Origin of the sequence: Stutzerimonas stutzeri (assembly GCF_002909485.1) — a bacterium.
Taxonomy (GTDB): domain Bacteria; phylum Pseudomonadota; class Gammaproteobacteria; order Pseudomonadales; family Pseudomonadaceae; genus Stutzerimonas; species Stutzerimonas stutzeri_AH.
This window is the reverse complement of record NZ_PPXG01000008.1, coordinates 256,784-272,754: the sequence shown is the minus strand read 5'-3', so window position 1 is coordinate 272,754 and position 15,971 is coordinate 256,784. Positions and strand designations below refer to the sequence as shown.

General features: G+C 64.5%; 12 protein-coding genes and 1 tRNA gene. 11 read left to right on the top strand and 2 right to left on the bottom strand.

What is annotated here, in order from left to right; genetic code table 11:
* Positions 1–441: 441 nt before the first annotated feature.
* On the bottom strand, positions 442–1,890 hold the full coding sequence (gene gabD, locus CXK91_RS19185; protein ID WP_103457684.1) for an NADP-dependent succinate-semialdehyde dehydrogenase: 1,449 nt from the start codon (positions 1,888–1,890) through the stop codon (positions 442–444).
* Between the two features lie 313 nt (positions 1,891–2,203).
* On the opposite strand from gabD, the gene CXK91_RS19180 reads away from it, so the two are divergent.
* Complete coding sequence (locus CXK91_RS19180) at positions 2,204–2,656, top strand: c-type cytochrome (RefSeq protein ID WP_103457651.1); 453 nt, start codon at positions 2,204–2,206, stop codon at positions 2,654–2,656.
* 110 nt (positions 2,657–2,766) lie between these two features.
* Here the strand turns inward: CXK91_RS19180 and CXK91_RS19175 are convergent, their stop codons facing one another.
* A complete protein-coding gene (locus CXK91_RS19175) occupies positions 2,767–3,462 on the bottom strand; it encodes a cytochrome b/b6 domain-containing protein (protein WP_103457650.1) in 696 nt (231 codons plus the stop codon).
* Positions 3,463–3,643: 181 nt separating this feature from the next.
* On the opposite strand from CXK91_RS19175, the gene CXK91_RS19170 reads away from it, so the two are divergent.
* The 10 genes from CXK91_RS19170 (at position 3,644) to tssI (ending at position 15,962) form a co-directional block, all read left to right on the top strand.
* Positions 3,644–3,720, top strand: a tRNA-Arg gene (locus CXK91_RS19170).
* A 398-nt stretch (positions 3,721–4,118) separates the two neighbouring features.
* The gene (locus CXK91_RS19165; protein WP_103457649.1) at positions 4,119–4,253 is read left to right on the top strand and encodes a type VI secretion protein; all 135 of its coding nucleotides are present in this window, start codon (positions 4,119–4,121) and stop codon (positions 4,251–4,253) included.
* A gap of 20 nt (positions 4,254–4,273) precedes the next feature.
* Entirely contained in the window at positions 4,274–5,470 is a 1,197-nt protein-coding gene (gene tagH / locus CXK91_RS19160) for a type VI secretion system-associated FHA domain protein TagH (protein WP_103457648.1), read from the top strand.
* A 4-nt stretch (positions 5,471–5,474) separates the two neighbouring features.
* Positions 5,475–5,966 (top strand): type VI secretion system lipoprotein TssJ, encoded by a 492-nt coding sequence (gene tssJ, locus CXK91_RS19155; RefSeq protein WP_103457647.1) that lies wholly within the window; start codon positions 5,475–5,477, stop codon positions 5,964–5,966.
* A 2-nt stretch (positions 5,967–5,968) separates the two neighbouring features.
* Positions 5,969–7,300, top strand: coding sequence for a type VI secretion system baseplate subunit TssK (gene tssK / locus CXK91_RS19150; protein ID WP_103457646.1), 1,332 nt, complete (start codon positions 5,969–5,971; stop codon positions 7,298–7,300).
* A 5-nt stretch (positions 7,301–7,305) separates the two neighbouring features.
* On the top strand, positions 7,306–8,187 hold the full coding sequence (gene icmH / locus CXK91_RS19145; RefSeq protein WP_103457645.1) for a type IVB secretion system protein IcmH/DotU: 882 nt from the start codon (positions 7,306–7,308) through the stop codon (positions 8,185–8,187).
* Between the two features lies 1 nt (position 8,188).
* On the top strand, positions 8,189–11,734 hold the full coding sequence (gene tssM / locus CXK91_RS19140) for a type VI secretion system membrane subunit TssM (protein ID WP_103457644.1): 3,546 nt from the start codon (positions 8,189–8,191) through the stop codon (positions 11,732–11,734).
* Entirely contained in the window at positions 11,734–12,465 is a 732-nt protein-coding gene (locus CXK91_RS19135) for a PP2C family protein-serine/threonine phosphatase (RefSeq protein ID WP_103457643.1), read from the top strand. The genes tssM and CXK91_RS19135 overlap by 1 nt, the downstream gene beginning before the upstream one ends.
* A complete protein-coding gene (locus tag CXK91_RS19130; RefSeq protein ID WP_103457642.1) occupies positions 12,462–13,439 on the top strand; it encodes a serine/threonine-protein kinase in 978 nt (325 codons plus the stop codon). Before CXK91_RS19135 ends, CXK91_RS19130 begins: the two co-directional genes overlap by 4 nt.
* Positions 13,440–13,460: 21 nt before the next feature.
* The gene (gene tssI / locus CXK91_RS19125; protein WP_103457641.1) at positions 13,461–15,962 is read left to right on the top strand and encodes a type VI secretion system tip protein TssI/VgrG; all 2,502 of its coding nucleotides are present in this window, start codon (positions 13,461–13,463) and stop codon (positions 15,960–15,962) included.
* Positions 15,963–15,971 lie beyond the last annotated feature (9 nt).

Sequence of the window (15,971 nt, the reverse complement as noted above, 5' to 3'; positions counted from 1 at the left end):
GTAATTTCACGGAATCATGTTTCGCACAGCAGAATAAAGGAGTCACGTTACGCATGTCGATAGGCCGGCATCGGACAGCAATCAAGCGAGGCAAATGGGCACAACGCGCGTCAGTGCTTGATATTGCCGGCAGCCGGACCGGGCGTTGCACAGCACTATCAGTCAGAGGAATGTCGCCGCCAAAGCGGACGCGGCGGCTTCAGCCGGAAACGGCTGCCGCGGGGCACGAGCGAGCAGGTCGGGATCGATACGCAGCAAGCGCTACCGTCCGTTCGCCGGCCAGCGAAGTCGGCTCAATGCCTTGAGGAGCTCAATCAGCGGCCGTGTCAGGTTGAGCTTCAGCTCTTTAGCTCGACGCTGCCAAGAACAGAGTAGCTGAACAACGAGAGCGTCCATGGTAAGCAGCCAGCCTCACACATTGAGGCTGGCTGTCTCAGGGGCTCAGATGCCCATGCAGAGGTACTTGATCTCCAGGTAATCCTCAATGCCGTACTTGGAGCCTTCACGCCCAAGACCCGAGGACTTCACCCCGCCAAACGGCGCCACTTCGGTGGAGATCATGCCGGTGTTGATGCCGACCATCCCGTACTCCAGTGCCTCGGCGACGCGAAACACACGACCCAGATCGCGCGCATAGAAGTAGGAGGCCAGGCCGAATTCGGTGTCGTTGGCCTTGGCGATCGCATCGGCCTCGTCCTTGAAGCGGAACAGCGGCGCCAGCGGGCCGAAGGTTTCTTCCTTGGCCACCTTGGCGCTGTCCGGCACGTCGACCAACACGGTCGGCTCGAAATAACTGCCGCCCAGCTGGTGCGCCTGACCGCCGGCGACCAGCCGCGCGCCCTGGGCCACAGCGTCTTCGATATGCTCGCGGACCTTGGCGGCAGCGCGATCGTCGATCAGCGGACCGAGATCGGTACCCTCCTCCAGGCCATTGCCGACCCGCAGCTTGGCCACCGCCGCCTGGAACTTCTCGGCGAAGGCGTCGTAGACGCCATCTTGCACATAGATGCGGTTGACGCAGACGCAGGTCTGCCCGGCATTGCGGTACTTGGACTGCACGGCGCCCTTCACCGCCTCGTCCAGGTCGGCGTCGTCGAAGACAATGAACGGCGCGTTGCCGCCCAGCTCGAGGGAGACCTTCTTGATCCCCGGCGCGCACTGCTCCATCAGCTTGGCGCCGACCTCGGTGGAGCCGGTGAAGGAGATCTTGCGTACCTTGGGGTTGGCGGTCAGCTCGTTGCCGATGTCGCCGGCCGAGCCGGTGACCACGCTGAGCACACCCTTGGGGATCCCGGCACGCTCGGCCAGCTCGACCATCGCCAGCGCCGAGAACGGCGTTTGCGAGGCGGGCTTGATCACCATGGTGCAGCCGGCCGCCAGTGCCGGGCCAGCCTTGCGGGTGATCATCGCCGCCGGGAAATTCCACGGGGTGATCGCCGCGGTCACACCGATCGGCTGCTTGATGACGATGATGCGTTTGTCTTTCTGGTGGCCAGGAATCGTATCGCCGTAGATGCGCTTGGCTTCCTCGGCGAACCACTCGATGAAGGAGGCGGCGTAGGCGATCTCGCCCTTGGATTCGGCCAACGGCTTGCCTTGCTCCAGCGTCATCAGGCGGCCCAGGTCGTCCTGATTCTCCATCAGCAACTCGAACCAGCGGCGCAGCTTCTGCGAACGCTCCTTGGCGGTCAGTTCACGCCAGGCCGGCAGCGCACGCTCGGCTGCATCGACGGCACGGCGGGTTTCCGCGGCGCCCATCTTCGGCACCGTACCGAGCGTCTCGCCGGTGGCCGGGTTGTTCACGCTGATGGTCTGGCCGCTGTCGGCGTCGACCCAGGCGCCATCTATATAAGCCTGCTGACGGAACAGAGCGGTGTCTTTGAGTTGCATGGCAGTCTCCTCGGGCATCGTAGCGGCAGGCCCGCTGCGGAAAGTTTGGCTAACACGACGATCATCTGAACCGTCCTTCGCCGCCCGGTTCTTGTCGCCGTATTGCACTGCGAAAGGCCATGCTAGGACCGCAGCCACCGGCCCGGCAAGCTCATGACGCATGACGTTGTCGCGCCATTGACCAGCCTGATGCATCGCACGGTCTGTCACGACTTGTTACCCAAACCCTACTACTGGTCAGGGTATAGTTCCGCGCAAGCGGCCTAGGCCGCCGACAACCAAGGATCGATAAGGAGTTACCGTGAAAGCATTGATGACAGGCGCCGTGGCCGCCGCCCTGCTGGCCAGCACTGCCGTCCAGGCGCAAATGAAGCCGGAAGAGATGGTCGAAACCCGCCAGGCCGGCTACCAGTTCATGTCATGGAACATGGGCAAGATCAAGGCCCAGGTAATCGACGGCAAGGAGCCCTACGACCAGGCCAAAGTGGCTGCCGCCGCCAATGCCATCGCCGCCATTGCCAATTCCGGCATGGGCAGCCTGTACAGCCCGGACACCACCACGGCACAACTGAGCAAGGCGACTCGCCTGAAGCCCGAGTTCTTCCAGAACCTCGACGAAGCCGGGCAGATCGGCCGCAACTTCACGGCCGCCGCCAACCAGCTCGCCAAGGTCGCCGCAGAAGGCGATCAAGCCGCGATCAAGAAGGCCTTCGGCGATGTCGGCGGCAGCTGCAAGTCCTGCCACGACAAGTTCCGCGAAGACTGACCATCCGCAGTCTGGCGTAGGGTGGGCTTTAGCCCACCAATCAGGGGGTCCAGTCAGGCAAACGCACGATGGGCTGGCGCTCAAGCACGGCCGGCGTCCGCCGGCTGTACTTACCAGTCGAGGCTAGGCGCCACGGCAGCAGGCTCCGGCCTGGCCCAGTCGGCGATCGACTGTATGCCCCAAACGCCACCGGCCGCCAAAGCGATAGCTAGAGCGGCCGCCACCAGCGACCCACCCCTGGCGTCTTGCTGTGTCGGGTGCTCTCGGATTGCCCGTCCTGCGATCATCGCCCGCACAAGGGGCCGACGCATCACCAGCGTGTAATAACCGATCGCCGCGATATGCATACCGATCAATACCAGTAACAGCCACTTCGCCTGACGGTGCAGGCCACTCAGCGAGCTGCCGATTTCACTGCTGACCAGCGCATGGAGCGGCCCTTGAAACGCAATATCGTCGGTCGCCATCAGCCCGCTGGTCACCTGAAAACTCACCAGCAGCAGCATCGCCAGCACCGAGAACGCGCCGAGCGGATTGTGTCCCGCCTCGCGCCAATTGCCCTGTAGATAGTCCTTCACGCCAACGGTGGCAGCAAATATCCGCGACCAGCGTGCGTAGGTCGACCCAACGAAGCCCCACACCAGACGGAACACCAGCAGCCCCAGCACCAGCAAACCGAGACGCCCGTGCCAGGGCATCAGGTTGCCACCCAACCATCCCGTGATGATGGCCGCGATCACCGCAGCAGCGAACAACCAGTGGAACAGCCGAAGCGGCACGTCCCAGAGTTTGATATGGCCCGACATCCCCAACCCCCGAAAAACCGAACAACCACGGCCCCCGGCCGCGACACGCAAGGGTACCAGCCGAATCGGCCCCGGAGCAGCAGTGATAAAGTCGCACCAACCACCACCGGCGCCATGCACAAGCCCGTCCGAACCGGCATGGACGCCTGCCGGCGACATGCGTATGATTGCGCCCCGCAACGCACCAGTAGCTCAGCTGGATAGAGTACTGCCCTCCGAAGGCAGGGGTCGTGGGTTCGAATCCCGCCTGGTGCGCCAAATATCTGTTTCTACCTGCCTCCGCCAGGCTACGAAACACCCCAAGAAGCCCGCACCCATGCGGGCTTTTTTGTTTCTGCTTACTAGCCCGCTCAGTGCCCCAGGCCACGCCGCCGTGCTGTTCCGACTCCGAAAGAGCCGTTGCAACCCGTGCGGGCATGACCTACCCCATACGTTCCTCTCGGCGCGCATCCGTGCTCAGCGCTTTCGCCAGCCATTACGTTATCCATTCGGCTGCCTAGCCTGCCTCAACCTGATCTCACGCTCGTTTTAGACGCATCCATCCGACTTTATGTGAACCCGATCACCGAGTCGGCGAGATAAGTGAACTTCAATGTCGGCACCAGGTCGCGCCGCGCGCACCTCGCCCCCACACACGACTTCAAGGAGGAAATCGCGTGCCAATGCGCCATTACGCCCTCGTTTCGCTCATCGCCGCCGCGCTGCTCACAGGCTGCACCGGCAACTACAAATTCAACGATGACCAATATCGTCCGCTGGGCGACCCGCAGGCTTTGAATCGCGGCAAGTAACCGCAAGGAGCGACACGACCATGGAACTGGTCTTCGATATGGTGGGCGCCCAGCAATTCGTGCCGGGTCTGCTGACCGCCAAAACCTTCAAGCAGGCCGGCGGCGTGATCGGCCGGGCAGAAGGCTGCGACTGGGTGATCCCGGATCGCAAACGTGTACTTTCCGGGCGCCACGCCGTGATCAGTTATCGCGACGGGGCGTTCTTCCTCACCGACACCAGCAGCAACGGCATCCAGCTCAAGGACAGTGGCGCCAGCCTGGTCAAGGGCCAGCCGCAGCGCATCGAGCATGGCAGCGTCTATTGCCTGGGCGACTTCGAGATCCGCGCACGGCTGATCCAGGACCCGGCACTGTTCGAAGGAGACGTCGGGCGCCCGCAGCCGGCTGGCACCATCATCCCCGACGATGCCTTCCTCGACCTCGATCCGCTGGTTGCCATGGATCAGCAGGAGCGCATCTATGCCGAAGTCGACGACCTTGACCTTGCACTGGTGGCGCCGCAGCGCCAGGCCCAGCAGCGCGACTACGCTCGCATCGACACCGAAAGCCTGCCGCTGCCGGAGCTGGTCATGCCACCGGCCGCGACCGAACCCAAGCGCGAGCCAGAGCCCGAACACCTGCCGCCCGGCTTCTGGGAGCGTTTCGGCGACGCGCTGGGTTTCGATCTCGAGGATCTGGACGAGGACCAGCGTCTGGCGCTGGCACTGAACGCCGCACGCCTGCTCAAGCAGAGCATCGGCGGCCTGCAGCAGAGCCTGCGCACCCGCAGCGAGCTAAAGAATGAACTACGCCTGTCACTGACCACCGTGCAGAGCGCCGGCAACAACCCGCTCAAGCACAGCCCCGATGCGGGCGAGGCAATGTCCGCCCTGCTGCGCGGCGGCAAGCCTGGCCAGCTGCCGGCTGAACAGGCCATCGGCCGTGCCTTTCGCGACCTGCAGGCGCATCAGGTGGCACTGCTGGCTGCCAGCCGCGCAGCCGTCCACGCAATGTTCGAGCAACTGGCGCCAGAACAGCTGGCGCTGCGTTTCGAGCGCGAGGGCCGCAAGCCGCTGATCGCTACCGCCGGCAGCCGCTGGCGCGCCTATCGCCGTTTGCATCACAGCCTCGGCCAGGACGCCGACTGGAGCGAGCGGCTGTTCGCCCGTGACTTCGCCAAGACCTATGAGGAGCAGGTGCGCCTGATCGCCACCCTCGATTCCACCCATCAAGGATGATCCCATGCCTCGTCGCATTACCCTGGCCATGCTGGCCATGCTGGCCTCGCTGCTCGTGCTGGGCGGCTGCTCGGCGCTTTCGCCCTACTCCAAGCTGACCAAGCTGGATCTCGAGCTGCACGGCAGCGACCGTCTCAACCCCGACCTCAACGGCCGGCCCTCGCCGATCGTGCTGCGCCTGCTGGAGCTCAAGCATCCAGTGGCGTTCGAGAACGGCGATTTCTTCGCCCTCTATCAGCGGCCCAAGGAAGCCCTGGTGCCTGATTTGGTGACCTCCGAGGAACTGGAACTACGCCCGGGCGAAAGCCGTGAACTGAAGCTTTCGGTACAGGACGGCAGCCGCTACATCGGCGTGCTGGCCGCCTACCGCGACCTGCCGGAAGCCAGCTGGCGCTACGTCATCTCGCTGCCGCCGCAGGCGCGCACCCATGTCGCCCTGAGCCTGGATGAGCGCGGCATCGCGCTGTTCGATCCGCTTGCCGAAGAAGGAAAATAAGCATGAGCCTGCACAAGGTTGTCTGGCAGGAAGGCATGCTGCTGCGTCCGCAGCACTTCCAGCAGAGCGATCGCTACTACGATCACCAACTCAAGGCGCGCACCCAGAAGCTGGGCAGCTACGCCTGGGGTTTCTTCAACCTGGAGATCGACCGCCAGTTCCTCAACATGGGCAAGCTGGTGCTCAGCCAGGCCAGCGGCATCCTCCCTGACGGCACCCTATTCGAGCTGGGCAGCGAGCGCGAGCCGCTGGCCCTGGACATCCCGCCGAACACCGGCAGCACACCGGTCTATCTCGCGCTGCCACTGGTCACCGGCAACCACATCGAGACCCGCCGTCCCGAACAGAAGGACGTGCTGGCGCGTTATACCGCCCATGAGCTGGACGTCGCCGATTCCAATGCCGGCGACAGCAGTACCAGCCAGGTCAGCACCGGACTGCCGGATTTCCGCCTGCTCTTGGGCGAGCAGCAGAGCGACCAAGCCTATGTGAAGCTGCAGCTGTGCGAGGTGATGGATACCACCCCCGACGCGGTCGTCAGCCTGGACCCCGAGTTCATCCCTACCTACGTCAATTTCCAGGCTTCCGGCTATCTGCTGTCCTGCCTGAAGGAAGTGATCAGCATGCTCGCCCACCGCGGCGACACTCTCGCCGAACGCATCAGCGCCACCGGCAAGGTGGGTGGCGCCGAGGTCGGCGACTTCATGATGCTGCAGCTGATCAACCGTCACGAGCCGGTGCTGCGCCACTACCTAGGCGTGGAGCAGGTGCATCCGGAGCAGATCTATCGCGACCTGCTCGGCCTGCTCGGCGAGCTGGCGACCTTTTCCAGCGAGAGCAAGCGCTCACGGCTGGATGGCCGTTACCAGCACAGCGACCAGGGCGCCAGCTTCCGCAAGCTGATGGACGCGATCCGTCAGGTGCTGTCGATGGTCTTGGAGCAGCACGCCATCGAACTGCTGCTGCAGCAGCGCCAGTACGGCATCCAGGTATCGCCGCTGCACGACCACAAGCTGCTCGCCTCGGCCTCCTTCGTGCTCGCCGCCAGCGCGCAATGCGATTCGGAAACCCTGCGCACCCGCCTGCCGGCGCATCTGAAGATCGGTCCGGTGGAGCGCATCCGCCAGCTGGTCAACCTGCACCTGCCGGGTATCCGTCTCAATCCGCTGCCGGTGGCGCCGCGGCAGATCCCCTTCCATGCCGGCAAGACCTATTTCGCCCTGGAGCTCAGCGCCGAGGACCAGGCGCAGCTGGAGCGCTCCGGCGGCTTTGCCTTCCATGTGTCCGGTGACTTCACCGGGCTCGAACTGAAATTCTGGGCGGTCAGGGACTGAGCGACATGATCAAGGAAATGGATTACGGACAGAACGACCACACGGTCATCGTCAACCGCGCCGGCGAGGCCCCGGCACAGAGCCCGTTGACCGACTTCGACACCCCGCCGCGCTTCGAGCAGCTGGAGGAGCGGATGATCTACGCCGCCCGCCTGCGCCCGGCGGAAACCTTCAACATCAGTCTCAATCCGCTGGTGGCCGCCGCCTCGCCGCTGCTCTCGGAAGTGGTACGGCTCAAGCACAGCCTGGACAGCGAAGACCTGCAGGCACTGCACCGGCAATTGAGCAGCGCGATCAAGCTGTTCGAGCACCGCGCCCTGCACGACGGCGCCGAGAGCAGTCAGGTGATGGCGGCGCGCTACGTGCTCTGCACCATTCTCGACGAGGCCGTAGTGACCACGCCCTGGGGCAACGAGAGCGAATGGTCGCAGATGAGCCTGCTGTCCTCCTTCCACAACGAGACCTTCGGCGGCGAGAAGTTCTTCCAGCTGCTCGAGCGGCTATCGCGCAACCCGGTCAAGCACCTGCCGATGCTCGAACTGATGTACCTGTGCCTGTCCCTCGGCTTCGAGGGCAAGTACCGCGTGTTGCCGCGCGGCATGCTTGAGCTGGAAGCGGTGCGCGACAGCCTCTACCGGCAGATCAGGCAGATGCGTGGCGACATACCGCGCGAGCTGTCGCCGCACTGGGAGGGCCTCAAGGACACCCGCCGGCGCCTGGTGCGCATCGTGCCCTGGTGGATGGTCGCGCTGTTCACCCTGATGTGCCTCGGGGTGATCTACGGCGGCTTCGCCTGGGTCCTCGGCGAACAACGCGAGAGCGTGCTGCAGCCCTATCGCTCGCTGGACATGGATGCCGGCGACTCCACCTTTTCAGGGATGAAATGAGATGAAGACGTTCTTCGGCAAACTTGGCGCCGTGCTGCGCCGAACCTGGGTCTGGAGCCTGCTGCTGGTCCTGCTGCTGGCGGTTCTGGTGTGGTTCATCGGGCCGCTGCTGGCGGTGAATGACCACCGCTTCTGGGAGTCATCCAGCAGTCGTCTGCTGAGCATCAGCGTCCTGTTCCTCGGCTGGGGCCTGGCCATGGTCTTCGCCAGCTGGCGCGCCAGCGCGCGCAAGAAGCGCGATGCCGAGGACCAGGACCAGGACATTCAGGAGCAGCTACGCCGCGACGGCCTGATCGGCGAAGAGCAACAGGAGTTGCGCCATCGCTTCAGGCAGGCGCTGCGCACCCTGAAAACCTCCAGCCTCTACCGCGGGCGCAGCGAGAAATGGCGCAGCGAGCTGCCCTGGTACCTGCTGATTGGCCCCCAGGGCAGCGGCAAGACCAGCCTGCTGGATTTCTCCGGGCTGGATTTCCCGCTCAACCGCAGCGAGCAGCAGCGCCTGACCAAGGACGTCTCCGGCACCCGCTACGCCGATTGGTACTTCGCCGATCATGCCGTGCTGATCGATACTGCCGGCCGTTACCTGACCCAGCCCGACGCCGCCGTCGACGGTAGCGCCTGGGACACTCTGCTCGGCCTGCTGCGCAAGCGCCGTGCCCGACCGCTCAACGGCGTACTGGTCAACCTGCCAGTGGATCAGCTGCTAGGCGGCAATGAACTGGAGCTGGAGAATCTTGCGCGTCAGGCTCGCCAGCGCCTGCATGAGATCCACCAGCGCCTGGGCGTCGATGTCCCCGTCTATCTGGTGCTGAGCAAGGCCGATCGGATTCTCGGTTTCGACGAGTTCTTCGATCAGCTGTCCCGCGAGGAAAGCGATCAGGTGCTCGGCGCCAGCTTCCGTAAGGAGCAGAACGGCAGCGATGCGCAGGTGGTACGCGAGGAGTTCGAGGAGCTGCTGCGCCGGCTGAACAGCCAGGTAATCATGCGCATGCACCAGGAACGTGACACCCAGCGCCGCGGACGCATCCTCGACTTTCCGCATCAGCTGGGGCAGATCGGCGAGCGCCTGAGCCTGTTCATCGAACTCGCGTTTGCCGGCAACCGCTACCAGCGTGCCAGCCAGTTGCGTGGTTTCTACCTGACCAGCGCGCCGCAGCTACGCGAAGGTCTCGACCCGCTCACTGCCGGCATCGGCCGCCAGCTCGGCCTGGCCAGCAGCGCACTGCCGACCTTCCGCAGCGGTCGTGCACGCTTCATCAATCAACTGCTCAGCCGGGTGATCTTTCCCGAAGCCGAACTGGCGGGCCTCGATCAGCGCGAGGTCCGCCGCATCGACTGGGGCCAGCGCGCGCTTTATGCAGGCGCCTTCGGTTGCCTGGTGCTGTTCGGCGGCGCCTGGGCACTGAACTTCTCCAGCAACCACGAGCGCCTCGAACAACTGCGTGACATCGCCCAGACGCTTGGTGGCGAACGCAAGGCCATCGAAGCGGAAGACGAGGCACTGCGCACCCTCAAGGCGCTGGACGCGAGCTACGCGGCGACCCAGGTTTTCCCACCGCGGGACGAGGTGTCCTGGCTGCGCCGGGGAGGGCTGTACCAGGGCGAAGCGGTCGACCCGACATTGCACGACGCCTACCGCCGCAATCTGGAAAAGCTACTGCTGCCACGGGTCGGTCGGCAGCTGGAAGCGCAGATCCGCGCCAACCTGAATGATCGCGAACAGCTGCTCGGTAGCCTGCGCGCATACCTCATGCTGAACCTTGCCGAACGCCGGGATGCGGCCTTCCTCAAGGACTGGCTGGCCGCCGACTGGTCGCTGCGTCATAGCGGCAACGCGGTTGCCCAGCAAGGCCTGAACACCCATTTTGCCCGCCTGCTGGAGGAGTCGTTCGCGCCGTATCAGCTGAACGACAATCTGGTGGCCAAGGCCCGTGCCCAGTTGCGCAGCGAATCGCTGGCGGCAGTGGTCTACCGCATGCTGCGCGATCAGGCGCGCAACCTTCCCGACTATCGACTGAACACCCAGCTCGGCGCGCAGGCGTCCCTGTTCGTCGGCGGCGACTATGCGATTCCCGGCTTCTACACCCAGCGCGGCTATCAGAAGCTGTTCGTCGCCCAGGGCGCCGAGCTGGTCAGCGAAATCCTGCGTGACAACTGGGTGCTGGGCGAAGGTGACAGCCTCAGCGCCAAGGACCTCGGCCGCCTGCTGGTGGAAATGGAACAGCTGTACTTCCGCGACTACGCCGCGCACTGGAGCGAAGCGATCGCCCAGTTGAACATTCTCCCCGCCGGTAGTGCGGCGCAGGGTGCCGCGCAACTCGCCGGGCTCACCGCTGCCAATTCGCCGCTGCTGCAACTGCTGCTGGAAGTACGCGAGAACACCCGCTTCGCCGGTCTCGCGGAAGCGACTGCGGAGGCCGGCGAACTGGCCGATGCCGCCCAGAACGCTGGCGGCAAGCTTGGCAAGGCGGCCAAGCTGGCCACCGCCGCAGCGGAGCAGGCCCAGGCCGCCCTGCTGAAGAACCTGCCGGACACCGCGCGCAAGGCCCTGGAGCGCCGCTTTGCACCGCTGCATCAATTGCTCGACGAAAACGGCGCAGCCGGCCCCGAGCTGAGCGCCAGCCTGCAGGCACTTGACGCCCTGCAACTGCAGCTGGCCTCCCTGGCCCATGCCAGCGCACCGGAACAGGCCGCATTCGAGATGGCCAAGGCACGCATGGGCGGCCAGCGCGACGCCATCAACCAACTGCGCAGCAGCGCAGCACGGCTGCCGCAACCGGTCGGCAAGTGGCTGGGGCTGCTGGCCGAAGACAGCTGGTCGCTGGTGCTCACCGATGCCTACCACTACCTCAACCAACGCTATCGCAACGAGCTCTACGCCAGCTACCGCGGTTCGCTGCGCGAGCGTTATCCGTTCAGCGCCCACAGCGCCAGCGACGTCGCCCTCGCCGACTTCCGCGAGTTCTTCAAGGCCCAGGGTCTAGCGGACAGCTTCTTCGAGCGCTACCTCAAGCCCTTCGTCAGCGGCAGCGCTGGCCAGTACCAGCTGCGCCGGGTCGACGGTCGCGGTCTGCCGCTGTCCGAGCAGTTCCTCGCGCAGATGAGCCGGGCGCAGACGATTCGCCGCAGCTTCTTCGCCGAGAACCCCAACGAGCCGCAGATACTGTTCAAGCTCGAGCCCTATTCGCTGGATTCGAGCCTCGGTCGTGCCGATTTCCGCTTCGGCAACCAGCAGATGGAGTATCGCCACGGCCCAATCGTGCAGACCGCGTTCCGCTGGCCGGCCGAAGCCGATGACGGACGCACCAGCCTGGTGGTGGAAGAATTGGGCGGGCGTCGCGTCGGCATCGAGAAGAACACCGGCCCCTGGTCGCTGTTCCGCCTGATCGACCTGATGCAGGTCGACTACCACAGCGGCCGCGACGTGCTGATGCTCAAAGCCGATCTCGGCGGTCTGCGTGCCAACTACCTGCTGCACGCGCAGCGCTCGCCGAATCCGTTCGACCTCGCGCTGCTGCGCGGCTTCAAGCTGCCGGCGACGCTGTGATGAACGCAACGGCATGCAGCTGGCGCAGCGCCGCGCGCACCGACACTGGCAAGGTGCGGGCGCGCAACGAGGATGCCTTTCTCGACTTGCCGCAGGCCGGCCTCTGGGCTGTGGCCGACGGCATGGGCGGGCACCAGAACGGCGCCCTGGCGAGTCGCCTGATCGTCGAGCAGCTGGCCGATCTATCCACTACGGGCGACCTGCCGGAGCGGGTACTGGCGCTGCGGCGCTGCCTGCACGAGCTGAATCGCCGGCTCAGCCAGGAACTGACGGTCACCGCCGAACGCCCCGATCCGGTGATCGGCAGCACCGTGGTCGCCCTGCTCATGGAGGGTGACCACGCCGCCTGCATCTGGGCCGGCGACAGCCGCTGCTACCTGTGGCGCAGCGGCCGTCTCTATCAGCTGTCACGCGACCACTCGCTGTTGCAGCAACTGATCGACGAGCAGCAGCTCAGCCCCGAGCTAGCCGCCAAACACCCAGCCGCCCACGCGTTGACCCGCGCCATCGGGGCCAGCGAGAAACTGGAGCTGGATATCCTCGAATTCGCCGTGTTCCCGGGCGACACGCTGCTGCTATGCAGCGATGGCCTCTACCAGAGCATGTCCGCCGACGCCCTCGGTGCGGCACTTAGCCTCCCATCCACACACCTGGCACTGGAGCGGCTGTTTCGCCAGGCATTGAAGGGGCCGGCACGGGACAACATCAGCGCCGTGGTGATCCGCCGATGAATGCACCGCAACTGCAGGCCAGCGACCTCACCTACTTTGCCCTGGCGTCCACCGCGGCGACGCCGGCAACGGTCGAGCCGAAGGCCATCGCCGGCGAGCTTCCGGAAGTGCTCGGCGGCCGCTACCGGATCGAGCGCCTGCTCGGCGTCGGCGGTATGGGCGCGGTCTATCGCGCCCGTGACCTGCTGCGCGAACAGTTCGGCGATCCGGAACCCTACGTGGCGCTGAAGACGCTCAGCGAGGATTTCGCCGAATATCCCGATGCCAGCGCCCTGCTCTACAGCGAGTACGCGCTGACCACACGCCTCAGCCATCGGCATGTGGTGCGCCTATATAACTTCGACATTGACCCGGCCAGCCAGCGCGCCTTTATCACCTTGGAGCTGCTCAAGGGGCCAACCCTCGATCAGCTGCTGTGCGAACGCCCGCAGGGCATGGCCTGGAGCGAACTGCAGGGCATCGCGCTACCGCTGCTGGAAGCGCTGACCTACTCCCACAGCCTGGGCGTGCTGCATGGCGACCTGAAACCGAGCAACGTGATGCTCGCCGATGACGGCCTGCGCCTGTTCGACTACGGCCTCGGTCAACCGCTGGAAGGCCTGTTGCCCGGTCTGCCGCGCCTGTGCCGCACGCGTTTTGCAGCCTGGACGCCGCGTTATGCCGCACTGGAGTTGCTTGATGGCGGCGAGCTGACCGCCAGCGCCGATATCTATGCGCTGGCTTGCGTGCTCTACGAGCTGGCCAGCGGCAGCCACCCATATCGTCGGCTCAGCGCCCGCCAGGCCAAGGCAATGGAACTGGACCGCGCGCTGCAGCGGCCGCCTCAGCTGCCCGCGCACTGCTGGCCGTCGCTGCGTCTGGCGTTGGCATTCGACGAAGCGCAGCGCAGCATCGATGCGGCGGGTCTGTGGCAAGCCTTCAGCCGCCCCGCGCCGAGCCGTTGGCAGCGCTGGTTCGGCCACTCCCACGGATGAGATCAGGACAAGGACAGCCCAATGTTCAACGCGGCCAATGAAACCCACTTCAGCTTGATCTTGGAAGGCGTCGAGCACGACTTCAAGGTGCTTGAATTCCAGGGCCGCGAGGCCATCAGTCAGCCCTATCGCTTCGACCTGGAACTGGTCAGCGAGCGCCCCGACCTAGATATGCAGGCGCTGCTGCATAAACCCGCCTTTCTCGCTTTCGACCCCGCCGGCACGGGTATCCACGGCCTGGTCCACCGCATCGCCCAGGGTGAATCGGGCAAACGCCTGACCCGCTACCGGCTAACGCTCGTGCCGCAGCTGGCCTATCTCGCACACCGGACCAACCAGCGCATCTTCCAGCACCTGAGCGTGCCGCAGATCGTTGCCCGGGTACTCGAGGAACACGGCATCCAGGCCAACGCCTACCGCTTCCAGCTCGGCCCGGTGGTCTACCCGCCACGCAAGTATTGCGTGCAGTACGACGAAACCGACCTGCACTTCATTCAACGCTTGTGCGAGGAAGAGGGCATCCACTATCACTTCGAGCACAGCACGGAAGGCCACGTCCTGGTCTTCGGCGACGACCAGACCAGCTTCGCCCGACTCGGCCAGCCGACCGCCTATCTGCAGGACAACGGCATGACGGCTGACGAGCCGGTGATCAAGCGCTTCGCCGTGCGCATCGCGACACGCACCAGCCGGGTCAGCCGGCGTGATTACGACTTCGAACAACCCAGGCTGCTGATGGAAGCAGCCCACCGCGGCGAGCTGGCGGCGAACGCCATGCCGCAGCCCGACCTGGAGGACTACGACTACCCCGGTCGCTTCACCGAACGCGCCCGCGGCAAGCACATCTCGCAACGCGCCCTGGAACGCCACCGTCACGACTACCGCCTGGCCGAGGGCAACAGCGACCAGCCGCGGTTGGCCAGCGGCCATCTACTGGAAATCTCCGACCACCCGCGCCGGGAATGGAACGACCTCTGGCTGCTCACCGAAGTGCTGCATGAAGGCAAACAACCGCAGGTGCTGGAGGAATCCGTCACCGACCTATCAGGCGGCTCCGCGCTGACTCCCTCTCCCCTGTGGGGAGAGGGCTGGGGTGAGGGGGCTCTTACCAGCTCCGACTTCCAACAAGGCTACCGCAACCACTTCAGCGCCACGCCCTGGGACATCCCCTTCCGCCCGCCTCTGAGCCATCCGAAACCGAAGGTGCTCGGCAGCCAGACCGCCGTGGTCACCGGCCCCGCTGGCGAAGCAATCCACTGCGACGAATACGGTCGCGTGCGCGTTCAGTTCCACTGGGACCGCGAAGGCCAGGCCGACGACAAGACCAGCTGCTGGCTGCGCGTCAGCTCCAGCTGGGCCGGCGACCGCTATGGCGGCATCGCCATTCCGCGAGTCGGGATGGAGGTACTGGTCACCTTTCTCGAAGGCGATCCTGATCAACCCCTGGTGACCGGTTGCCTGTACCACAAGGAACACCAGGTCCCCTACGACCTGCCAGCGAACAAGACCCGCACGGTGTTCAAGACCCTGAGCAGCCCGGGCGGTGGCGGCTACAACGAACTGCGCATCGAAGACCGCAAGGGCGCCGAGCAGATCTACCTCCACGCCCAGCGCGACTGGGACGAGAACATCGAGCATGACCAGAAGATCCGCGTCGGCCACGAGCGCCACGACACCGTCAAGGCCGCAAGTTTCACGGAGCTCCGGGCCGAGGAACACCTGACCATTGCCAGCAATCGCAAGGTCGAAGTCAAACCAGACGACCACCTCACCATCGGCCAGACCCAACACATCAAGCTCGGCACCGCCCAGCTGACCAAGGCTGGCCGCGAGATCCACCTCAAGGCCGGGCAGAAAATGGTCATCGAAGCCGGCATCGAACTCACGCTCAAAGCAGGCGGCAGCTTCATCAAGCTCGACCCAGGCGGCATCACCGTCTCTGGCCCGCTAGCGCGAATCAACGCCGGCGGCGCGCCGGGCAAGAGTTCGGGGATCAAGATCAAGCCGCCGGTGCTGCCGGGCGAGGCGGACAAGGACGAGGCGGGGGACGTGCTCAAGCAGGCATCCGGCAACGTGGCTGCCTCCCAACCTACCAGGGAGCTAGGCAACCGATTGCGATTACAGCTCAAGCGGCCATTTGAAAATGAAGGCATAGCTGGTCAGCCATACGTATTGAATGTGGACGGAATTGAACACAGAGGAACCACTGCCGAGGGCGGACATGTTGATCAACCGCTTCCGAATGGAGCCAAAAAAGCCACTCTGACGTTCTATCCGTTCGGGCAAGAGCATCAGGCATGGACATGGGAGCTAGACATTAATAAGCAAGCTCCTGCTAATGACGTTCTTGGCCGGCAGTCTCGGTTGAAGAACTTGGGATTCTACAGTGGTGCATTAGATGGAATCGATGGCCCAAAGACTCAGTATGCAACACGTTGTTTTCAGCGGGCGTGTCAATTAACTGATAAGGATCACATAACCACATCTGAGCAGGACCTTTTAATTAGGCAACACAATGTGTAGGAAAGCAGC